The organism is Aliidongia sp. (genome assembly GCF_035943795.1).
Classification (GTDB): Bacteria; Pseudomonadota; Alphaproteobacteria; order ATCC43930; family CGMCC-115725; genus Aliidongia.
In genome coordinates this window covers 40,537-56,112 of sequence record NZ_DASZBY010000141.1, presented here as the reverse complement: position 1 = coordinate 56,112, position 15,576 = coordinate 40,537, and the positions used below count along the sequence as shown (strand labels likewise).

14 protein-coding genes and 1 tRNA gene are annotated in these 15,576 nt (G+C 67.9%); 3 read left to right on the top strand and 12 right to left on the bottom strand.

Annotated features, from left to right (window positions below; genetic code table 11):
* Window positions 1-585: 585 nt before the first annotated feature.
* From VGV37_RS27465 to VGV37_RS27435, 7 genes are all read right to left on the bottom strand, one after another.
* Window positions 586-662, bottom strand: a tRNA-Arg gene (locus tag VGV37_RS27465).
* Between the two features lie 42 nt (window positions 663-704).
* The gene (locus VGV37_RS27460) at window positions 705-1,532 is read right to left on the bottom strand and encodes a thermonuclease family protein (RefSeq protein ID WP_326883002.1); all 828 of its coding nucleotides are present in this window, start codon (window positions 1,530-1,532) and stop codon (window positions 705-707) included.
* Window positions 1,533-1,589: 57 nt separating this feature from the next.
* Window positions 1,590-2,474 carry an RNA polymerase factor sigma-32 gene (locus tag VGV37_RS27455; protein WP_326883001.1) on the bottom strand — a complete coding sequence of 295 codons (885 nt, stop codon included), beginning with the start codon at window positions 2,472-2,474 and terminating at the stop codon, window positions 1,590-1,592.
* Window positions 2,475-2,587: 113 nt separating this feature from the next.
* Window positions 2,588-3,403 carry a hypothetical protein gene (locus tag VGV37_RS27450; protein WP_326883000.1) on the bottom strand — a complete coding sequence of 272 codons (816 nt, stop codon included), beginning with the start codon at window positions 3,401-3,403 and terminating at the stop codon, window positions 2,588-2,590.
* A gap of 139 nt (window positions 3,404-3,542) precedes the next feature.
* Window positions 3,543-4,040: a CarD family transcriptional regulator gene (locus tag VGV37_RS27445; protein WP_326882999.1), complete on the bottom strand. Its 498-nt coding sequence runs from the start codon at window positions 4,038-4,040 to the stop codon at window positions 3,543-3,545.
* A 353-nt stretch (window positions 4,041-4,393) separates the two neighbouring features.
* Complete coding sequence (gene fdxA / locus VGV37_RS27440) at window positions 4,394-4,729, bottom strand: ferredoxin FdxA (RefSeq protein ID WP_326882998.1); 336 nt, start codon at window positions 4,727-4,729, stop codon at window positions 4,394-4,396.
* Between the two features lie 111 nt (window positions 4,730-4,840).
* A complete protein-coding gene (locus VGV37_RS27435; protein ID WP_326882997.1) occupies window positions 4,841-5,296 on the bottom strand; it encodes a TerB family tellurite resistance protein in 456 nt (151 codons plus the stop codon).
* A gap of 115 nt (window positions 5,297-5,411) precedes the next feature.
* On the opposite strand from VGV37_RS27435, the gene VGV37_RS27430 reads away from it, so the two are divergent.
* On the top strand, window positions 5,412-6,053 hold the full coding sequence (locus tag VGV37_RS27430; RefSeq protein ID WP_326882996.1) for a DUF938 domain-containing protein: 642 nt from the start codon (window positions 5,412-5,414) through the stop codon (window positions 6,051-6,053).
* Window positions 6,054-6,063: 10 nt separating this feature from the next.
* On the opposite strand, the gene VGV37_RS27425 is transcribed toward VGV37_RS27430, so the two are convergent.
* The 3 genes from VGV37_RS27425 to VGV37_RS27415 form a co-directional block, all read right to left on the bottom strand.
* Window positions 6,064-6,393 carry a hypothetical protein gene (locus VGV37_RS27425; protein WP_326882995.1) on the bottom strand — a complete coding sequence of 110 codons (330 nt, stop codon included), beginning with the start codon at window positions 6,391-6,393 and terminating at the stop codon, window positions 6,064-6,066.
* Window positions 6,394-6,549: 156 nt separating this feature from the next.
* Window positions 6,550-6,879, bottom strand: a complete 330-nt coding sequence (locus tag VGV37_RS27420; protein ID WP_326882994.1) for an RNA-binding S4 domain-containing protein — start codon at window positions 6,877-6,879, stop codon at window positions 6,550-6,552.
* The gene (locus VGV37_RS27415; protein WP_326882993.1) at window positions 6,876-9,365 is read right to left on the bottom strand and encodes a helicase-related protein; all 2,490 of its coding nucleotides are present in this window, start codon (window positions 9,363-9,365) and stop codon (window positions 6,876-6,878) included. The genes VGV37_RS27420 and VGV37_RS27415 overlap by 4 nt, the downstream gene beginning before the upstream one ends.
* A 142-nt stretch (window positions 9,366-9,507) precedes the next feature.
* Here VGV37_RS27415 and htpG point away from each other — a divergent pair, with 142 nt between their 5' ends.
* The gene (gene htpG, locus VGV37_RS27410; protein WP_326882992.1) at window positions 9,508-11,373 is read left to right on the top strand and encodes a molecular chaperone HtpG; all 1,866 of its coding nucleotides are present in this window, start codon (window positions 9,508-9,510) and stop codon (window positions 11,371-11,373) included.
* Between the two features lie 43 nt (window positions 11,374-11,416).
* Window positions 11,417-13,261, top strand: coding sequence for a UvrD-helicase domain-containing protein (locus tag VGV37_RS27405; RefSeq protein WP_326882991.1), 1,845 nt, complete (start codon window positions 11,417-11,419; stop codon window positions 13,259-13,261).
* A 192-nt stretch (window positions 13,262-13,453) separates the two neighbouring features.
* Here the strand turns inward: VGV37_RS27405 and VGV37_RS27400 are convergent, their stop codons facing one another.
* Window positions 13,454-14,680: a phenylacetate--CoA ligase family protein gene (locus tag VGV37_RS27400; protein WP_326882990.1), complete on the bottom strand. Its 1,227-nt coding sequence runs from the start codon at window positions 14,678-14,680 to the stop codon at window positions 13,454-13,456.
* Between the two features lie 45 nt (window positions 14,681-14,725).
* Window positions 14,726-15,562, bottom strand: a complete 837-nt coding sequence (locus VGV37_RS27395; protein WP_326882989.1) for an ABC transporter ATP-binding protein — start codon at window positions 15,560-15,562, stop codon at window positions 14,726-14,728.
* Window positions 15,563-15,576 lie beyond the last annotated feature (14 nt).

Genomic DNA, 15,576 nt, shown 5'->3' with positions numbered 1-15,576 from the left:
GCTTTTTGCGCGCGACGGCTCGACCCTCCGATGTAGCTTCGATTGCGATACGCTTTCGGCTACAGGAATTGGCGCCTGTAAGGACGGCGCTGGGGAACTGTACGATCTTCTGATCAGCTGAGAATTGGGGGCGATTAGAGTGAACTGGGGACGAGAGGCTATTCGTTGCTGGGTTGTGCTGTCAATGGCATGGATCGCTTTGATCTTCTTTTTTGCCGCCCAGCGGATCTCCGAGGTCAGCGAACATGAAATTAGCCGCGCTGATAATGCAGCACGAGCAGCCACCGATTACGCTGGCGATGATCCGTTTTCGGTGATGGCACGAACCGCTTTCACCGCGCCGACCCCAGCCCACGACAACCCTCCCACTTACCCAATATGCGGAGATGGCGCTGGTTCCCCCGATAGCTTTTGGGCTTATCGGCTTGGCGTTTGCCTGGATTGCATCCGGATTCCGAAAGGACTGACATGACGCGCGAGCCGAAAGGCGAGGTCCAGCGCGAGGAGGTGGACTATCAGGGACGATGTCAGGGAGAAACGGTGGTGCGGCCCATAATCCACTGATAAGTGACGAACTTGGAAGAATGGTGTCCCCGACGTGATTCGAACACGTGACCCCCGGTTTAGGAAACCGATGCTCTATCCTGCTGAGCTACGGAGACATGGGCGCCCTTATAGCGCAGAGGGCCCCCAGCGGAAAAGCCTCAAGGCGGCGCGGGTGGCTTGCGGCGGCCGGGCAGCGGTTCCAGCGCGGCGAGGTCGGCCAGATCCAGGATCGGCCGGCCTTCGTAGACGAGCCACCCGCGCACGCGGATCCGGCGGCCCTCCAGCGCCGCCGGGTCGAACCCGGATGCGCGCTGCAGGACCCCGTGGGGGATGCGCACGGTGAAGCCGTGGTGCCAATCCTGGGCGAAATCGAGGTAGGTCGCTTCGTGGGTCGGTGCGATCGACAGCACCCGGCCCTCGACCAGGACGAAGCTGCCGGTATCGCGCGCGGTCAATGTCTCCGGCGTGCGCACCCCGTACGCTGGCAGGCGCCAGAGGCCCTTGTGGCGACGGCGCGCTTCCGCCTCGGCCTTGAGCAGCGGCGCCGCGACGGTGCCGGCATTGGGCGCCGGCTCGACCCGGTCGGCGCCCTGGCGCAGCAGCACCGGCTGCAGCCAGGTGCCGTCGGCGGCGACGAGTTGGCCCACCAGCCGGTTGTGGCGATCGGGCGCCGGCTGGGCCGCATGGAGACTGACATTCTTGCCGAGCGTCAGGTCGGCCAGAGCGCGCCGGGCGGCTTCCGCACTGGGCCAGGACGCATCCTGGCCCATGGTCAGGGGCGGTGCCGGGGCCAGCAGGCCGGCCAGCCGCAGCACCCGCCCGTCGTCGAGGGTGAGGGTCACGCCATCCTCGACCGAAGCGACGATGCCGTTGGCGATTTCAGGCAGATCCAACGCGACGCTCGCCCCGCTGCGCGACCGGGCGCCGGCCGGTGCCGTGACGGCGAGGAACGCGGCGGCCATGCCGATCAGCCACCGTCCCGCCATGCCGCCTCCCCCCGATCGATGATCCGGCACGAGGTCTAGCAGAGGCGGCGCCACTCGTCAGGCGTCGATCAGCAGATCCTGGGGACGATCGACATGCCGCGCCATCGACTGCCGCAGCTTTTGGAGCGCGCGATGTTCGAGCTGCCGGACCCGTTCCTTGGACACGCCCAACTCGCGGCCCAGTTCCTCGAGCGTGGCGCCCTCGTCGCGCAGGCGGCGCTCGGCGATGATGGTCCGTTCGCGCGGCGAGAGTTCGGACAGCGCCTCGGCCAGCCATTTCGACCGGGTCCGGGCGTCGCGGAGGCCGATCACGACCTCTTCCGGGTTCGGCCGGACGTCGGCCAGGAAATCCTGCCAGTCATCGTCGCCGCCCTCGCCGATCGGCGCATTCAGCGACTGGTCGCTGCCCGACAGGCGACGCTCCATGGTGACGACGTCGTGGAGATCGACGCGCAGTTCCTGGGCGATCTTGCGGCGGCCCTCGTCGCCGAATGGCCGGCCCGACACGTCCTCGATCCGGGCGCGCAGGCGGCGCAGGTTGAAGAACAGGGATTTATGGGCCGCGGTCGTGCCGGTGCGCACGATCGACCAGTTGCGCAGCACGTAATCCTGCATCGCGGAGCGGATCCACCAGGCGGCATAGGTCGAAAAGCGCACGTCGCGCGCCGGTTCGAAGCGCGCCGCGGCCTGCATCAGCCCGACATTACCCTCCTGCACCAGATCGCCCATCGGCAGGCCGTAATTGCGAAAGCGTCCGGCGGTCGAGACCACCAGCCTGGTATAAGCGCCGACCAGATCATGCAGCGCGCGCGTATCGTTCTGCTCGCGCCAGCGGCACGCCAGTTCGAACTCGGTCTCGCGGCTCAGCAGCGGCACCTTCATCGACGCCTTGATGAAGGTCAGGTTGGCCCGCTGCGTCTCCGGATCGTCGATATGCGCCATGACGGTTTACCTCCGAGGCACCGGGTCCAAGCCGGCCTCCGAAGGCAATACGCGCGACGCACGGCGCCGGATCAGGGGCGTCGCAAAAAATTTCCGATGCAAGTATTCGGGGTTCAGGCCTCGTAGGCCTCGGCGATCTGGCCGTCGAGGGTCAGGCAGGCGGCGGCGAGCGGCCCACCGAAGCCGCAGCCCCGGTCCATGGAGACCGCGAACGGCGCCTGCTGCAGGCCGCCATGATGCTTGTCGAACCCGCGCACGACCTTGGCGAAGCCGCCATAAGGCTCGGTCAGGTCGAGGAAGCCGGCGCCACCCCACCAGAAACTGTCGTGCTGGGCGGTCAGCGGCCGACTGGGATCGATGCCGGCATGGACGAACAGCAACTCGTTGTCGGCGGTATAGGCGGCGCGGCGCAAGGCGGTCAGCAGGTTGCCATGGCCGGGCGCGCCATTGACCGCGGCACGCACCTCGTTGGTCCAGCGCGTGATCGCCACCGGCCCGTCGCGGGTCGCGACCGAGCCGTGGTTGCGGTTGATGCCGTAGCCTTCGAGCGTGGCGGCCAGCCCGTGGTCGAGCATCCAGCGGTAGACCTCGGCCGGATTTGGCGCGAACTGCAGCTCCAGCAGCTTCTGCCACATCTCTTCCTGGCTACCCCGCAGGTACACCAGATCGCTGGCGAAGGCACCCGGACGGGCGATGAAGGCGCGGCGGAAAGCCAGCAGCTCGTCGAGCGTCTCGCGCACCGCCGTGCCGCGCCCGATCATGTTGCCCAGATAGACCAGCGCATCGCCCGGCTGCAGGCGGCGCTCGATGGCGGTGTGGATGGTGCGGAGCCGGTCGATTTCGGCGTGGATCGACGAGACGGCCCAGACGCGTCGCCGGCCGACCAGGATGCCGAAGCGACGACGGGGCGGAGTGCGAGGCTGGCTCATCCCCGGAAGTTTAGCGCGCCGCCCCCGGGCCACGCCATAGGCTTGACGGCGAAAAGCGAAAGGCCGGCCCCGATGCCTCTCGCGAGGATCAGGGCCGGCCCCGTTTCACGGCACGCCGATCGTAGACCCGAGATCGAACTCAGGCTGCGTTCAGCATCTGCTCCAGACGCTCGGTCGCGGTGCTCTCGTCGATCTCTTCGACGGCGGCAAACTCGCGCACCAGCCGGTCGAGCGCCGCCTGGTAGATCTGGCGCTCGCTGTAGGACTGGTCCGGCTGGCCGGCGTTGCGATAGAGATCGCGCACCACCTCGGCGATCGACGCGGGATCGCCCGAATTGATCTTCGCCTCGTATTCCTGGGCGCGGCGGCTCCACATGGTGCGCTTCGCCTTGGAGCGCCCCTTGAGCTTGACCAGCGCCACCTGCATCTCTTTCTGGGTCGAAAGACGGCGCAGGCCGGATGCCTTGGCCTTGGTGACCGGCACCCGGAGCGTCATGCGGTCCTTGTCGAAATGCACGACGAAAACGTTCAGCCGATAACCGGAGATCTCTTGGGCCTCGATGCCCAGGATCTTGCCGACGCCATGACTCGGGTAAACGACGAAATCGCCTTCAGCAAAAGCTAGTTTTTCCGACATCCGATTCTCTCAAAAGCCTGTGGCCAGGTCGGCAGGGCGCTCGTCACAAATCCGGCGGCTAGCGAACAAACCGGCTCGCCGGCACCAAGGGATGCAATCCGACCGTACGGATGGGGGTGACCGGGCCGCACTCGCGAGATGCCCAGAAATTTTAGACCGTCTGAGACGTCTACGATGCTCCGTTCGAGAAGAACAGTAACACAAAAGTCACGACAATTGCCAGCCAAACGCCATACGGCGCCGGCATGGCAACCATGAACCGGACGATCTGGGCCGCTTTACTGTGCGGCGAGGCGTCGCAAGTGCCCTCTACGTTACGCGTGAGGCCTGGGCGCGCCCGGGGCTGGCGGGGATTAGCGCTTGCCCGGCGTCGGCGTGAAATACTTGTCGAACTTGCCGTCGACGCCCTTCCACGCATCGGCATCGGCCGGGGCCTCGCCCTTGCGCGTGATGTTCGGCCAGCTGGACGAATAGTCGCGATTGACGCCCAGCCACTTCTCCGCCTGCCCGTCGCTGTCCGGAATGATCGCTTCGGCTGGGCATTCCGGTTCGCACACGCCGCAATCGATGCATTCGTCGGGATTGATGACCAGCATGGTCTCACCCTCGTAAAAGCAATCGACCGGGCAGACTTCCACGCAGTCCATATACTTGCACTTGATGCAGGCTTCGGTGACGACGTAGCTCATCGGTCTCGTTTCCCGTGTTGCGGCTGAAGCGGCCGATGATTTTCCCCAGGGGTGGCCGCCCCGCATTGAAAAAGCGCGGGAGACAATCCCGCAAGTCCAAAAATAGGCGCGTCAGCCCTGCGGCACGTTGCCCGACCGGGCCAGGACCCGCTGGCGCGCGACGCCGCGCTCGTGGTCTTCGACGAAGATCAGGCCGGCGATCCGCCGGATCAGCGCATCCTCGTCCGGGTCGAGCGTGCCATCGGCATAGGCAACTTCCCACAGCATCTCGATCATGCCGACCCGCGCCGCCGGGTCGAACCGCTCGGCCACCACGCGGGTGAAGCGATAGAGCGCGCTCGAGCCCTCGACCGCCTGCTCCGCCGTCGCGATCAGCTGATCGATCGATGCCTCGTCGAGGGCGAAGCGCCGACCCAGCACCCGGCGGATGGCCCTCCGCTCGGCCGGATCGAAACGATCGTCCATCCGCGCGGCTTCGACCAGCAGGGCGGCGACCGCGACATGGATCTCCGGCTCCCCCCGCGGCGCGCCACCGGGCATCAGCAGATCGAGAATACGGTCGAACATGCAGCGGTCCGTATCATGAGCGGCAAACCCGTTCAACTGCGATGGCGCCGAAAGCGCCGTCGGGCGGCCGAAGCGCATCGGCAGGCCGGGGCGAAGCTGCTATCGTCCGGCCATCATGACGCCAACGCCCGATCCCCGCCGCCCCGCCCAACCGCCGATCGATCCGCGCCGGTTCGCCCCCGCAACCGAGCGCAACCGGGCGCCGATCCTGGAACTGCTGACGCGCGTTCTGCCGCCTGCCGGCCTGGTGCTGGAGATCGCGAGCGGCACGGGGGAGCATGCCGCATTCTTCGCCCGCCGCCTGCCCCATCTGTCGTGGCAGCCGACCGACATCGATGCCGCCGCACGCGCCAGCATCGTCGCCTGGACGGCCGAGGCCGGCCTGGACAATGTGCGCCCACCCCTGGCGCTCGATGCCGCGCAGTCGAACTGGCCGATCGATCGGGCGGATGCGATCGTCGCCGTCAACATGATCCATATCGCGCCCTGGGCGGCCGCGGTCGGCCTGCTGGGCGGCGCTGCGCGGATCCTGGCCGTGGGTGCGCCGCTGATCCTCTACGGCCCATTCAAGCGCGACGGCCGACATACGGCGCCCAGCAACGAGGCGTTCGATCAGAACCTGCGCCGCCAGGACCCGTCCTGGGGTGTGCGCGACCTGGAAACCGTCGTGGAAACGGCCCACGCCGCCGGCCTGGCACTGACCGAAACCGCCCCGATGCCGGCCAACAACCTGGGCCTGGTGTTCCGTCGGCGATAGATCGATGGGTTCAGGAACCGTCCCACATGCTGGTTCCCCGGTAGTAGGCTTCATGCCCGTTCGGCGCGTTGACATGGCCGGTCGGCGGTGTTCCGCCCGCATTGTTGCCCCAAGCCGTCGCGATCGAGCGCAGCAGCCTCGTGTACCAGTCGCTCGTATCGGCGGTGTAGGCACCCACCGTGTGGGGATTCCCCAGGAAATAATAGTAGGCCGAACTCGTGTTGGTCGTGCCCAACCGCTTTCTCTGGATACTGAAGCCTCGATAGAGACCTTGCAGATGGATCTCTCGGCCCTCGTATTTGTAGGTCCCGAGAGTAATGTCGTCGTTCCAATCCACCATCGCCGCAAAACTCCGTCAGATGAGTCGTTGGCGCCGTGATCGAGCACGTCCGCCGGTCCCCAAAGCGCTCGGCCGGAGGAAGGATCCCACGGATCTACCGTACACCGGTCGATGCATGACGTCTAAACTTCGCGCAAATAAGTTGCAGAAATTCTGTCACTCGTCGGCCAGGAGCGGCACCCAGTCGTCGGGGATGCGGGCCAACGGTTCGGGCGGCGCCAGCTCGCGGTAGAGACTTTGGGCCTCGACGGCCGGGCCCCGGCGGCTACCGAGAGCGAGCACCTCGATCCGGCGACGCTGGCGCCCTTGCACGACCGTGATCCGGCTGCCGATGCGAACCGCCTGGTTGGGCTTCGCCACTGGCCGGTCGGCCAGTTCGACGGCCCCCGCCGCGCAGAGCCGGGCCGCCAGCGAGCGGGTCTTGGCCAGGCGGGCATGCCACAGCCACTTGTCGATACGCAGCGTCGCGACGCCGTCGCCGCTCAACCACGGCCTCGTAGCACGCCGAGCTTCGCGAAGGGATGATGATCGACCGCGGCCGGCGGAACCGACCGCGCCTCCTTGCGCCGGGCCGGCCTCCGCCTGGCGACATAGCTGGTGACCCCGTCTTCGACCACGCCCCGATAGCCCAACGCCGTGACGATGCCGGGCAGATCGCCCGAGGGGGCTCCGACCAGCGCCGCGAGCGCGCCGTCGAGCGCGAACCGCCCGTCCCGCGCCTTGGCCCGGAGCGCGGCCGCCAGCGTCTCCAGCCGGTCGGCCCGGATCGCGCGCGGTCCGACCGGCCGATAGCCGACCGCATCGAGATAGGCCGTGGGCAAGCTCTCGCGCGCCATCGACAGGCGGCCTGCGGGCGGCGTCGGCAACGGGCCGGTGCCGTGATGAACGGTCCAGAGCAGGGCCCGCAAGCTCACCGCCGCCGGCTTCAGCAACCGCTCGAAATAGATCGTCTCGGTACCGAAACGAATGCCGAACCGCGCCAGCGCCTTGCGCTCGTCGGCGTCGAGGTCGGCGATCAGCGACCGGACCGGCTCGATGTCGATCGACCCCAGCCCCTCGCCCAACTGGAACACCAGCCCCCGGGCGGCGGCGGCAATCGGGCTCGCGAGTGCTGCTTCGAGCGGCGCCATCACCCGGTCGGTCACGCCGCGGACATAACGCTCGAGCCGGCGCTTGACCGCTTCGCGCGTGTCGCCTTCGAGGAAATCGACCGTCCGCAGGTCGACCCGCGGGGTCAGCGCCCGATCGCCGGCGACCAGGCGGGCGACCGGTTCGCCCAGCCAAGCCAGCGTGCCGTCCGGCGCCAACGTGAAGGCGGCATCGTCCGCCGCGACCAACCGCCGGCCGCGGGCCTGGACCTCGCCGCGCAGCATGCGGTTCGCCGCCACCATAAGGGTCCGGGCGCCCTCGCCGGATGCGGCAGGATCCGGATGAAACGAAAAGCCCTTCATGGCGCCGACGAAATGGCCCTCGACCCAGACCTCGCCCTCGTCGCTGACCGTCGCCAGCAGCTCGCGGGCCTCCTGCAGGCTGCGCACCAGGAACGCCGAGCGCCGGTCGACGAAGCGCTGGGTGATGCGGTCGTGCAGGGCGTCGGACAGCTTGTCCTCGACCGTGCGCGTCCGCTCCTGCCAGGCGGCGCCGTCGGCAAGCCAGCCGATGCGGTTGGTGATGTAGGTCCAGGTCCGGATATGGGCGATGCGCTGGACGAGCGTATCGATATCGCCGTCGACCCGATCGATGCGCGCGATCTGGCTCGAGACCCAATCGGGCGGCAGGCGTTCGTCGGGACCGGTCAGGTGGCGGAAGATCTGGGTCAGCAACCGGGCATGGTCCTCGGTCATCACCTTGCGGAAATCCGGAATCTGGCAGATCTCCCACAGCAGCCGCACCGCGCCCGGGTTGGTCGCCTTCTTCGCGATGTCCGGCTGGCGGGCCAGCGCCTGCAGGGCCACCTGATCGTCGCCGCCTTCGGCGCGCAGCAGCACGGGCGAGGGCGGACGGGCCTCGAGGCTCTTCAGCAACGACGGGGCCGTGCGGAAATCCAGCTTGTGATTGCGCCACCACAGCGCAGTCAGCGGATCGAAGCGATGAGCCTCGACCGCCTCGACCAGTTCCTCGTCGAGCGGGCCGGCCTCGGCCGTCGTGCCGAACGTGCCGTCGTTCATGTGCCGCCCGGCGCGGCCGGCGATCTGGGCGATCTCGGGTGCGGTCAGGCGGCGCGGACCCCGGCCGTCGAATTTGGTGAGGCGGGCGAAGGCCACATGGTCCAGGTCCATGTTTAGCCCCATGCCGATCGCGTCGGTCGCGACCATGTAGTCGACCTCGCCGGCCTGATACATCGCGACCTGGGCGTTGCGCGCCCGCGGGCTCAAGGCGCCCAGCACCACGGCCGTACCGCCGCGCTGGCGCCGGACCAGCTCCGCCAGTTCGAACACGTCGGAGACGGAGAAGGCGACGATGGCGCTGCGCGGCGGCAGGCGCGTCACCTTCTGCGGGCCGGTATAGGTGAGGGTGGAAAAGCGCGGGCGCGAGACCAGCTCCGCCGAGGGCACCAGCTTGCGCAGCAGCGGCCGGATCGTGTCGGAACCCAGGAACATCGTCTCGTACCGGCCGCGCGCGTTCAGCAGCCGGTCGGTGAAGATATGGCCGCGCTCAGGATCGGCCGCGAGCTGGATCTCGTCGATCGCGAGGAAATTGACCTGATGGTCGAGCGGCATGGATTCGACGGTGCAGACGAACCAGCTCGGGTTCGGCGGCACGATCTTTTCCTCGCCCGTGATCAGGGCCACGGCGCGCACGCCCTTCTCGCGCACGATCCGGTCGTAATTCTCGCGCGCGAGCAGGCGCAACGGAAACCCGATCATGCCGGAGGCGTGGCCCAGCATGCGTTCGATGGCGAGATGGGTCTTGCCGGTATTGGTCGGGCCCAATACCGCCGTGATCCGCCCGGACTCGAGGGTCGATCCCATGCCCCGAAGATCGGGCCGATGATGCGCAAATGCAAGCACCGCCGACGGAGCGACGGGCCTGCGCCAGCCGGCTCTTGCGGTCGCGGCGTCCGTCCTACATATGAGGGGCCCGTTTCATGCAATCAGGTCAATGGTTCTAAGGATGGCAGAAACCCATAGCTTTCAGGCTGAAGTCTCCCGCCTGCTCGACATCGTCGCCCACTCGCTCTACAGCGACAAGAAAGTCTTCCTGCGCGAGCTGATCTCGAACGCGTCGGACGCGTGCGATCGGCGCCGTTACCTGGCGCTGACCGAACCCGCGCTGAGCGCGCCGGACGGCAAGTATCGCGTCGTGCTGAAGCCCGATGCGGCCGCGAAGACGCTGACCATCCTCGACAATGGCATCGGCATGAGCGAGGCCGAGCTGATCGAGAACCTGGGCACGATCGCGCGCTCCGGCACGGCCGCGTTCCTGAAGGGCCTGGAAGGGGATTCCAAGCGCGACGTCAGCCAGATCGGCCAGTTCGGCGTGGGGTTCTATTCGGCTTTCATGGTCGCCGACCGGGTCGAGGTCGTCTCGCGCAAGGCCGGCGAGGCCCATGCACACCAGTGGGAATCCGACGGCAAGGGCGCGTTCACGGTGACACCGGTCGAGACGGCCGAGGTCGGCACGCGCATCACGCTGCACCTGAAGGAAGACGAGACCGACTACATGCTGGCCGCCCGCCTGAAGCATGTGGTCAAGACCTATGCCGACCATATCGCGCTGCCGATCGTGCTCGACGAGGACGGCAAGGAAGAGACGCTGAACAGCGCTTCGGCGCTGTGGACCCGGTCCAAGAGCGAGGTGACGCCGGAGCAGTCGACCGAGTTCTACCGCTCCGTCGCCCATGCCTATGACGAGCCCTGGCTGACGCTGCACTACAAGGCCGAAGGCGTCATCGAATATACCAGCATGCTGTTCGTGCCGGGATCGAAGCCATTCGACCTGTTCGATCCGACGCGCAAGCATTCGGTCCGGCTCTACGTCCGCCGCGTGTTCGTGACCGACGATTGTGCCGAGCTGATCCCAGCCTACCTGCGCTTCCTGAAAGGTGTGGTCGACAGCGAGGACCTGCCGCTCAACATCAGCCGCGAGACGCTGCAGGCGAGCCCGCTGATCGCCAAGATCCGCCAGGGCGTCACCAAGCGCGTGCTGGGCGAGCTGGCCAAGAAGGCGGCGGATGCGCCGGCCGACTATGCCAAATTCTGGGAGAATTTCGGCGCGGTCCTGAAGGAAGGCCTGTACGAGGATTTCGAACAGCGCGACGCGATCCTGGGCCTTGCCCGTTTCCGTTCGACCGGCGCCGAAGGGCTGACCAGCCTCGAGGAATATGTCGGCCGGATGAAGCCGGGCCAGACCGCGATCTACACGATCACGGCCGATTCGCCGGAAGCGGCACTGCGCAGCCCGCAGCTCGAAGGCTTCCGGGCCAAGGGCGTCGAGGTGCTGCTGCTGACCGACCCGGTCGACGAGTTCTGGCTGCCGATGGTCGCGAAGTTCAAGGAGCACGAATTCCGCTCCGTCACGCGCGGCGGTGCCGACCTGGGCGCGATCGAAAGCGGCGACAAGGATGCGGCCAAGCCGGCGGAGACCCCGGCGCCGGCCGGCACCACCGACCTGATCGCGCTCCTGAAGCTGACGCTGGGCGAGGCGGTCAAGGACGTGCGCTCGACCGATCGCCTGACCGAGAGTGCCGTCTGCCTGGTCGCGGACGAAGGCGACATGGACATGCATCTGGCGCGCCTGCTGAAGCAGCACAAGCAGCTGGGCGAAGAGAGCAAGCGGGTGCTCGAGGTCAATCCGCGCCATCCGCTGATCGCGCGCCTGGCCGAGCGCCTGGGCCAGGGCGGAACCGGCCCGGCGCTGGAGGATGCCGCCTGGCTGCTGCTGGATCAGGCCCGCATCGTCGAGGGCGAGCCGCTGCCCGACCCGGTCGCGTTCGCCAAGCGGCTCGCGAGCTGCCTGGAACGCGGCCTGGCCGCCTGATCGATCGGCCGCCGTCCCCGGGCGGCGGCCGAGATCCCGATCCATGCCGCTCCTGAACTTTGCCGGACGCCCGGCGCTCGACCTGACCGACGAGCAATTCGCCGCCGCGACCGGACCGCACGGCCATGCCCTGGTGCAGGCCTGCGCCGGCGCCGGCAAGACGCGCACGCTCGTCGCCCGCTACCTGCACCGGCGCGAGCAGGGCGCCGAGCCCGACCGGATGGCGCTCGTCACCTTCACCCGGCGCGCGACCGCCGAGATGCTGGACCGGCTGGACACGTTCATCGAGGATCGCCGGTCCCTGGAACGGCGCGTGCGGACGATCGACGGTTTCGCGCAAGCCATCCTGCGCGCCGCCGCCGGGTCGCTGGGTGTCGTTGCGGATTTCGGCCTGCTGATCGACGAGCGCCGGCGGGGCGACGAGGAACGCCCGGGCGAGAGCCGCGAAGGCTTCGTGACCCGCCTGTTCGGCCGCAGCGCGCTCGATGTCGACGAAGACGGCGTCAACCTGCTGGGCGCCTTCGACGGGTTTCGCGCCCGGCTGATGGGCAAGGCCGAGATCGGCCGGCTCGCAACGTCGGCCGATGTCGGCGAGGTGTGGCGACGCGCGGCCCAGGCCTATCCGAAATACCAGGCCGCCATGGACCAGGCGGCGCTCTACGACCATGCCGAGATCCAGCATCGGATCATCGAGCGCTGCCAGGCCGACCCGGCGCTCGCCACCAAGCTGTTCGGGCGCTTCACCGATCTGCTGGTCGACGAATACCAGGACGTGACCTCGGCCCAGGTCGGGTTCTTCAAGCTGTTCCTGACCGGCGGCGGACGGATCTGGGCGGTCGGCGACGAGGATCAGGCGATCTTCGGCTTCCGCCATGCCGAGATCGAGCGTATCCGCCGGTTCGGACGCGATTTCCCCGACGCCGCCACCTACCGGCTGGGTATCAACCTGCGCTGCGGCCGGGCGATCACCGGGCTGGCGCGCGCCGTGATCGAGAGCGATCCCAAGCGCGGCGCCCGGCCGATCGAACTCGACGAACGACGCGACGGTACCGGCGCCTATCTCAACCCCGGCCGCGTCGCATGCCACGAGGCGGACGATGCCGAGGCCGAAGGCAGCTGGATCGCGACCCGCCTCGCCGCCCTGATCGATGACGAGGCGATGCCGCCGGAACGGATCGCCGTGCTCTATCGCGCACGCCCGTCGGCCGAAACCGTGCTCGATGCAGTCAAGGCGGCATTGCGCCGGCGCCGCATCCCGGTCGAGGAGGGCAGCAAGCCCGGCGTGGCGTTCCGCACCATCCATGAATCCAAAGGGCTGGAGTTCGACGCCGTGTTCCTGCCCGGCCTGTTGCTGGGCGTGCTGCCGCATTACCGCGCGACCGACGCTTCCGCCCGGGCCGAAGAGCGCCGGTTGTTCTACGTGGCGCTGACCCGGGCCGAGTCGCGGCTCTATCTCAGCTGGCCGCGCAGCCGGACCAAGCGGAACGGCGATCTCGAAGCCGTTCGACCGAGCCCGTTCCTGATCGACGGGCTGGCCGGGCTCGACGAGGCTTTGGAGCTCGACTGGCAGGGGCCGGGCCGGCTCGCCGGCTGGCTCGCGCGCCAGGGCAGGAACGCCCGACGTGACGGCCCGATCACTCGCACCGTGCCGCGCAGCCAGGCGACGGCACCGATCCTGCCCAAGGCCGGCCGGCCGCAGCCGCCCAAGTCGCTGACCGAATGGCTCGCCGGCTGGAGCCCGGCCGAGATTGCCCTGCTGGACGAGCATCTGGGCCGCAGCCTGGGTACCCTGCAGGGCCTGATCCAGCGCCCCTATGGCGAGCTGTCGCGGGTGGTCGTTCTGGCCCGCGCCGATCGCGCGGCGCTGACGGCGCTCCGGCGTCCCTGAAGAAAAACGGGCGGCCGGATCCGTTCGGACCCCTGGCCGCCCGAGCGCCGACCGCAAGGCACGCGCAAGGCTACGCTGATGCCGTGACACCGTCGAAACGGCGTCGCAGCCCGCACAGTGCACGATTCAATTGCGGCGCCGCACCGGCAAAAATGTGGCAAAAATGTGATTGAGCGCCCGCAGGCGAAATGGTCACGACCGCTGGTCGTCGATCACTTTGCCATCGTTGGCAAGGGTACCCAAGGCGACGAAACGGACCGTTCCGCGCAATTTCGTGACGGCCTGGATCGTTTCCTGGATCGCGGCCATGTCGCCGGCACGATCGACCGGCTCGCACAGCAGGGTCATCCGATCGCCCTGACCGTCGTGCTCGACGACGAGGCGGGCCCGGGCGATCCCAGCATGGCGGCGGACGATCTCCGCCACCTGGCTCGGATGGACGAACATGCCCTTGACCTTGGTCGTCTGGTCGGCGCGGCCGAGCCAGCCCTTCAGGCGCCGGTTGGTCCGGCCGCACGGGCTGTCGCCATCGAGGAATTGCGACAGATCGCCGGTTGCGAAGCGGATCAGCGGATAATCGGCATTGAAGCTGGTGACCACCACTTCGCCGACCTCGTCCGGCCCGACCGGATCGCCGGTGCCGGGACGCAGCAGTTCGACCAGCACGCCCTCGTCTATGATCAGCCCGCCGCGCGGCCGGGTTTCATAGGCGATCAGACCCAGATCGGCCGAGGCGTAGCATTGCAGCACTGCCATGCCCGCCTCGGCGAAGCGGGCGCGCGCCGCCTCCGGATAGGCCTCGCCCGACACCAGCCCCTTGGTCAGCGACGGTACGGGCACACCGATTTCGGCGGCCTTGTCGAGGATCAGGGTCAGGAAGGATGGCGTGCCGACATAGCCGGCCGGACCGATGTCGGCGATGGCGCGCACCTGCTGTTCGGTCTGGCCGACGCCGGCCGGAAAGACCGCGCAGCCGAGCGCCTGGGCGCCGGTCTCGAACATCGAGCCGGCCGGGGTCATGTGATAGGAAAACGCGTTGTGGATGATCTCCCCCGGCCGGAAACCCGCGGCATGCAGCGCACGGGCGAAACGCCACCAGTCGGGCCCCCGCCCTTCCGGATCATAGATCGGTCCGGGCGACTGGAAGATCCGGGCGAGACGGCCCGGGGCCGTGGCATTCAGGCCGGCAAACGGCCGCACGGCCTTCTGCGCCTCGATCAGGTCGGATTTACGCGTGACCGGCAAGGCCGCTAGCGCCGCCCGGCTGGTGATGGTCGCCGGGTCGATGCCGTCGAGCAGTCGGGCGAAACCGGGTGCCCGCGACTGGGCATGGGCGACCTGGCCCGGCAAGGCCGCGAGCAGGGCGGCCTCGCGCACCTCCGGCGGCCGCGTTTCCAGCGCGTCGTAATAGTCGGTCATGTCGAGACCCTTAGGAAAGGCAAGCTTCAGCCAGCCGTCAGACGGCTAGAGCCAGCGCTTGCGGCGCTTGAAGGATTTGAGGCCCTTGAAGGATTTCCGGGCGTCGCCCTGGCCCAGGTAGAATTCCTTCACGTCCTCGTTGGATTTGAGAGCGTCCGCCGTGCCGTCGAGCACGATCTTGCCCTGCTCCATGATGTAGCCGTAGCTGGCCGCTTCGAGCGCCAGCCGCGCGTTCTGCTCGACCAGCAGGATGGTCAGGCCAAGCTCCTTGGCCAGCCGGCGGATGATCTGGAAGACTTCCTTGACCAGCAGCGGCGACAGGCCCATCGAGGGCTCGTCCATCAGCACCAGTTTCGGCCGCGCCATGATCGCCCGGCCGATCGCCAGCATCTGCTGCTCGCCACCCGACAGATATCCGGCGAGGCCCGTGCGCTCCTTGAGGCGTGGGAAATAGCCGTAGACCATGTCGAGGTCGTCCTTGGCCCCCTTGTCGCGCCTGGTATGGGCGCCCAGCCGCAAGTTTTCGTGCACCGTCATGTCGGCCACGATGCGGCGCCCCTCCATGACCTGGAAGATGCCGCGCCGGACGATCTGATCCGGTTCGAGGCCATTCAGGCGCTCGCCCCGGAACAGCACGTCGCCCCGGGTGATCTGGCCGTCCTCGGCCTTCAGCAGCCCCGAGATGGCCTTGAGGGTCGTGGACTTGCCCGCACCATTGGCGCCGAGCAGGGCCACGATCTCGCCTTCGGGCACCTTGAGATTGAGCCCGCGCAGCACGAGGATGACGTCGCTATAGACCACCTCGAGATTGTTGACGGCGAGCAGCGGCGCCGGTTCGACCGGGGCCGCGATCGTCGGCATCTGCGCGGGTTCGAAACTCATCGGGGCTTCCAGGC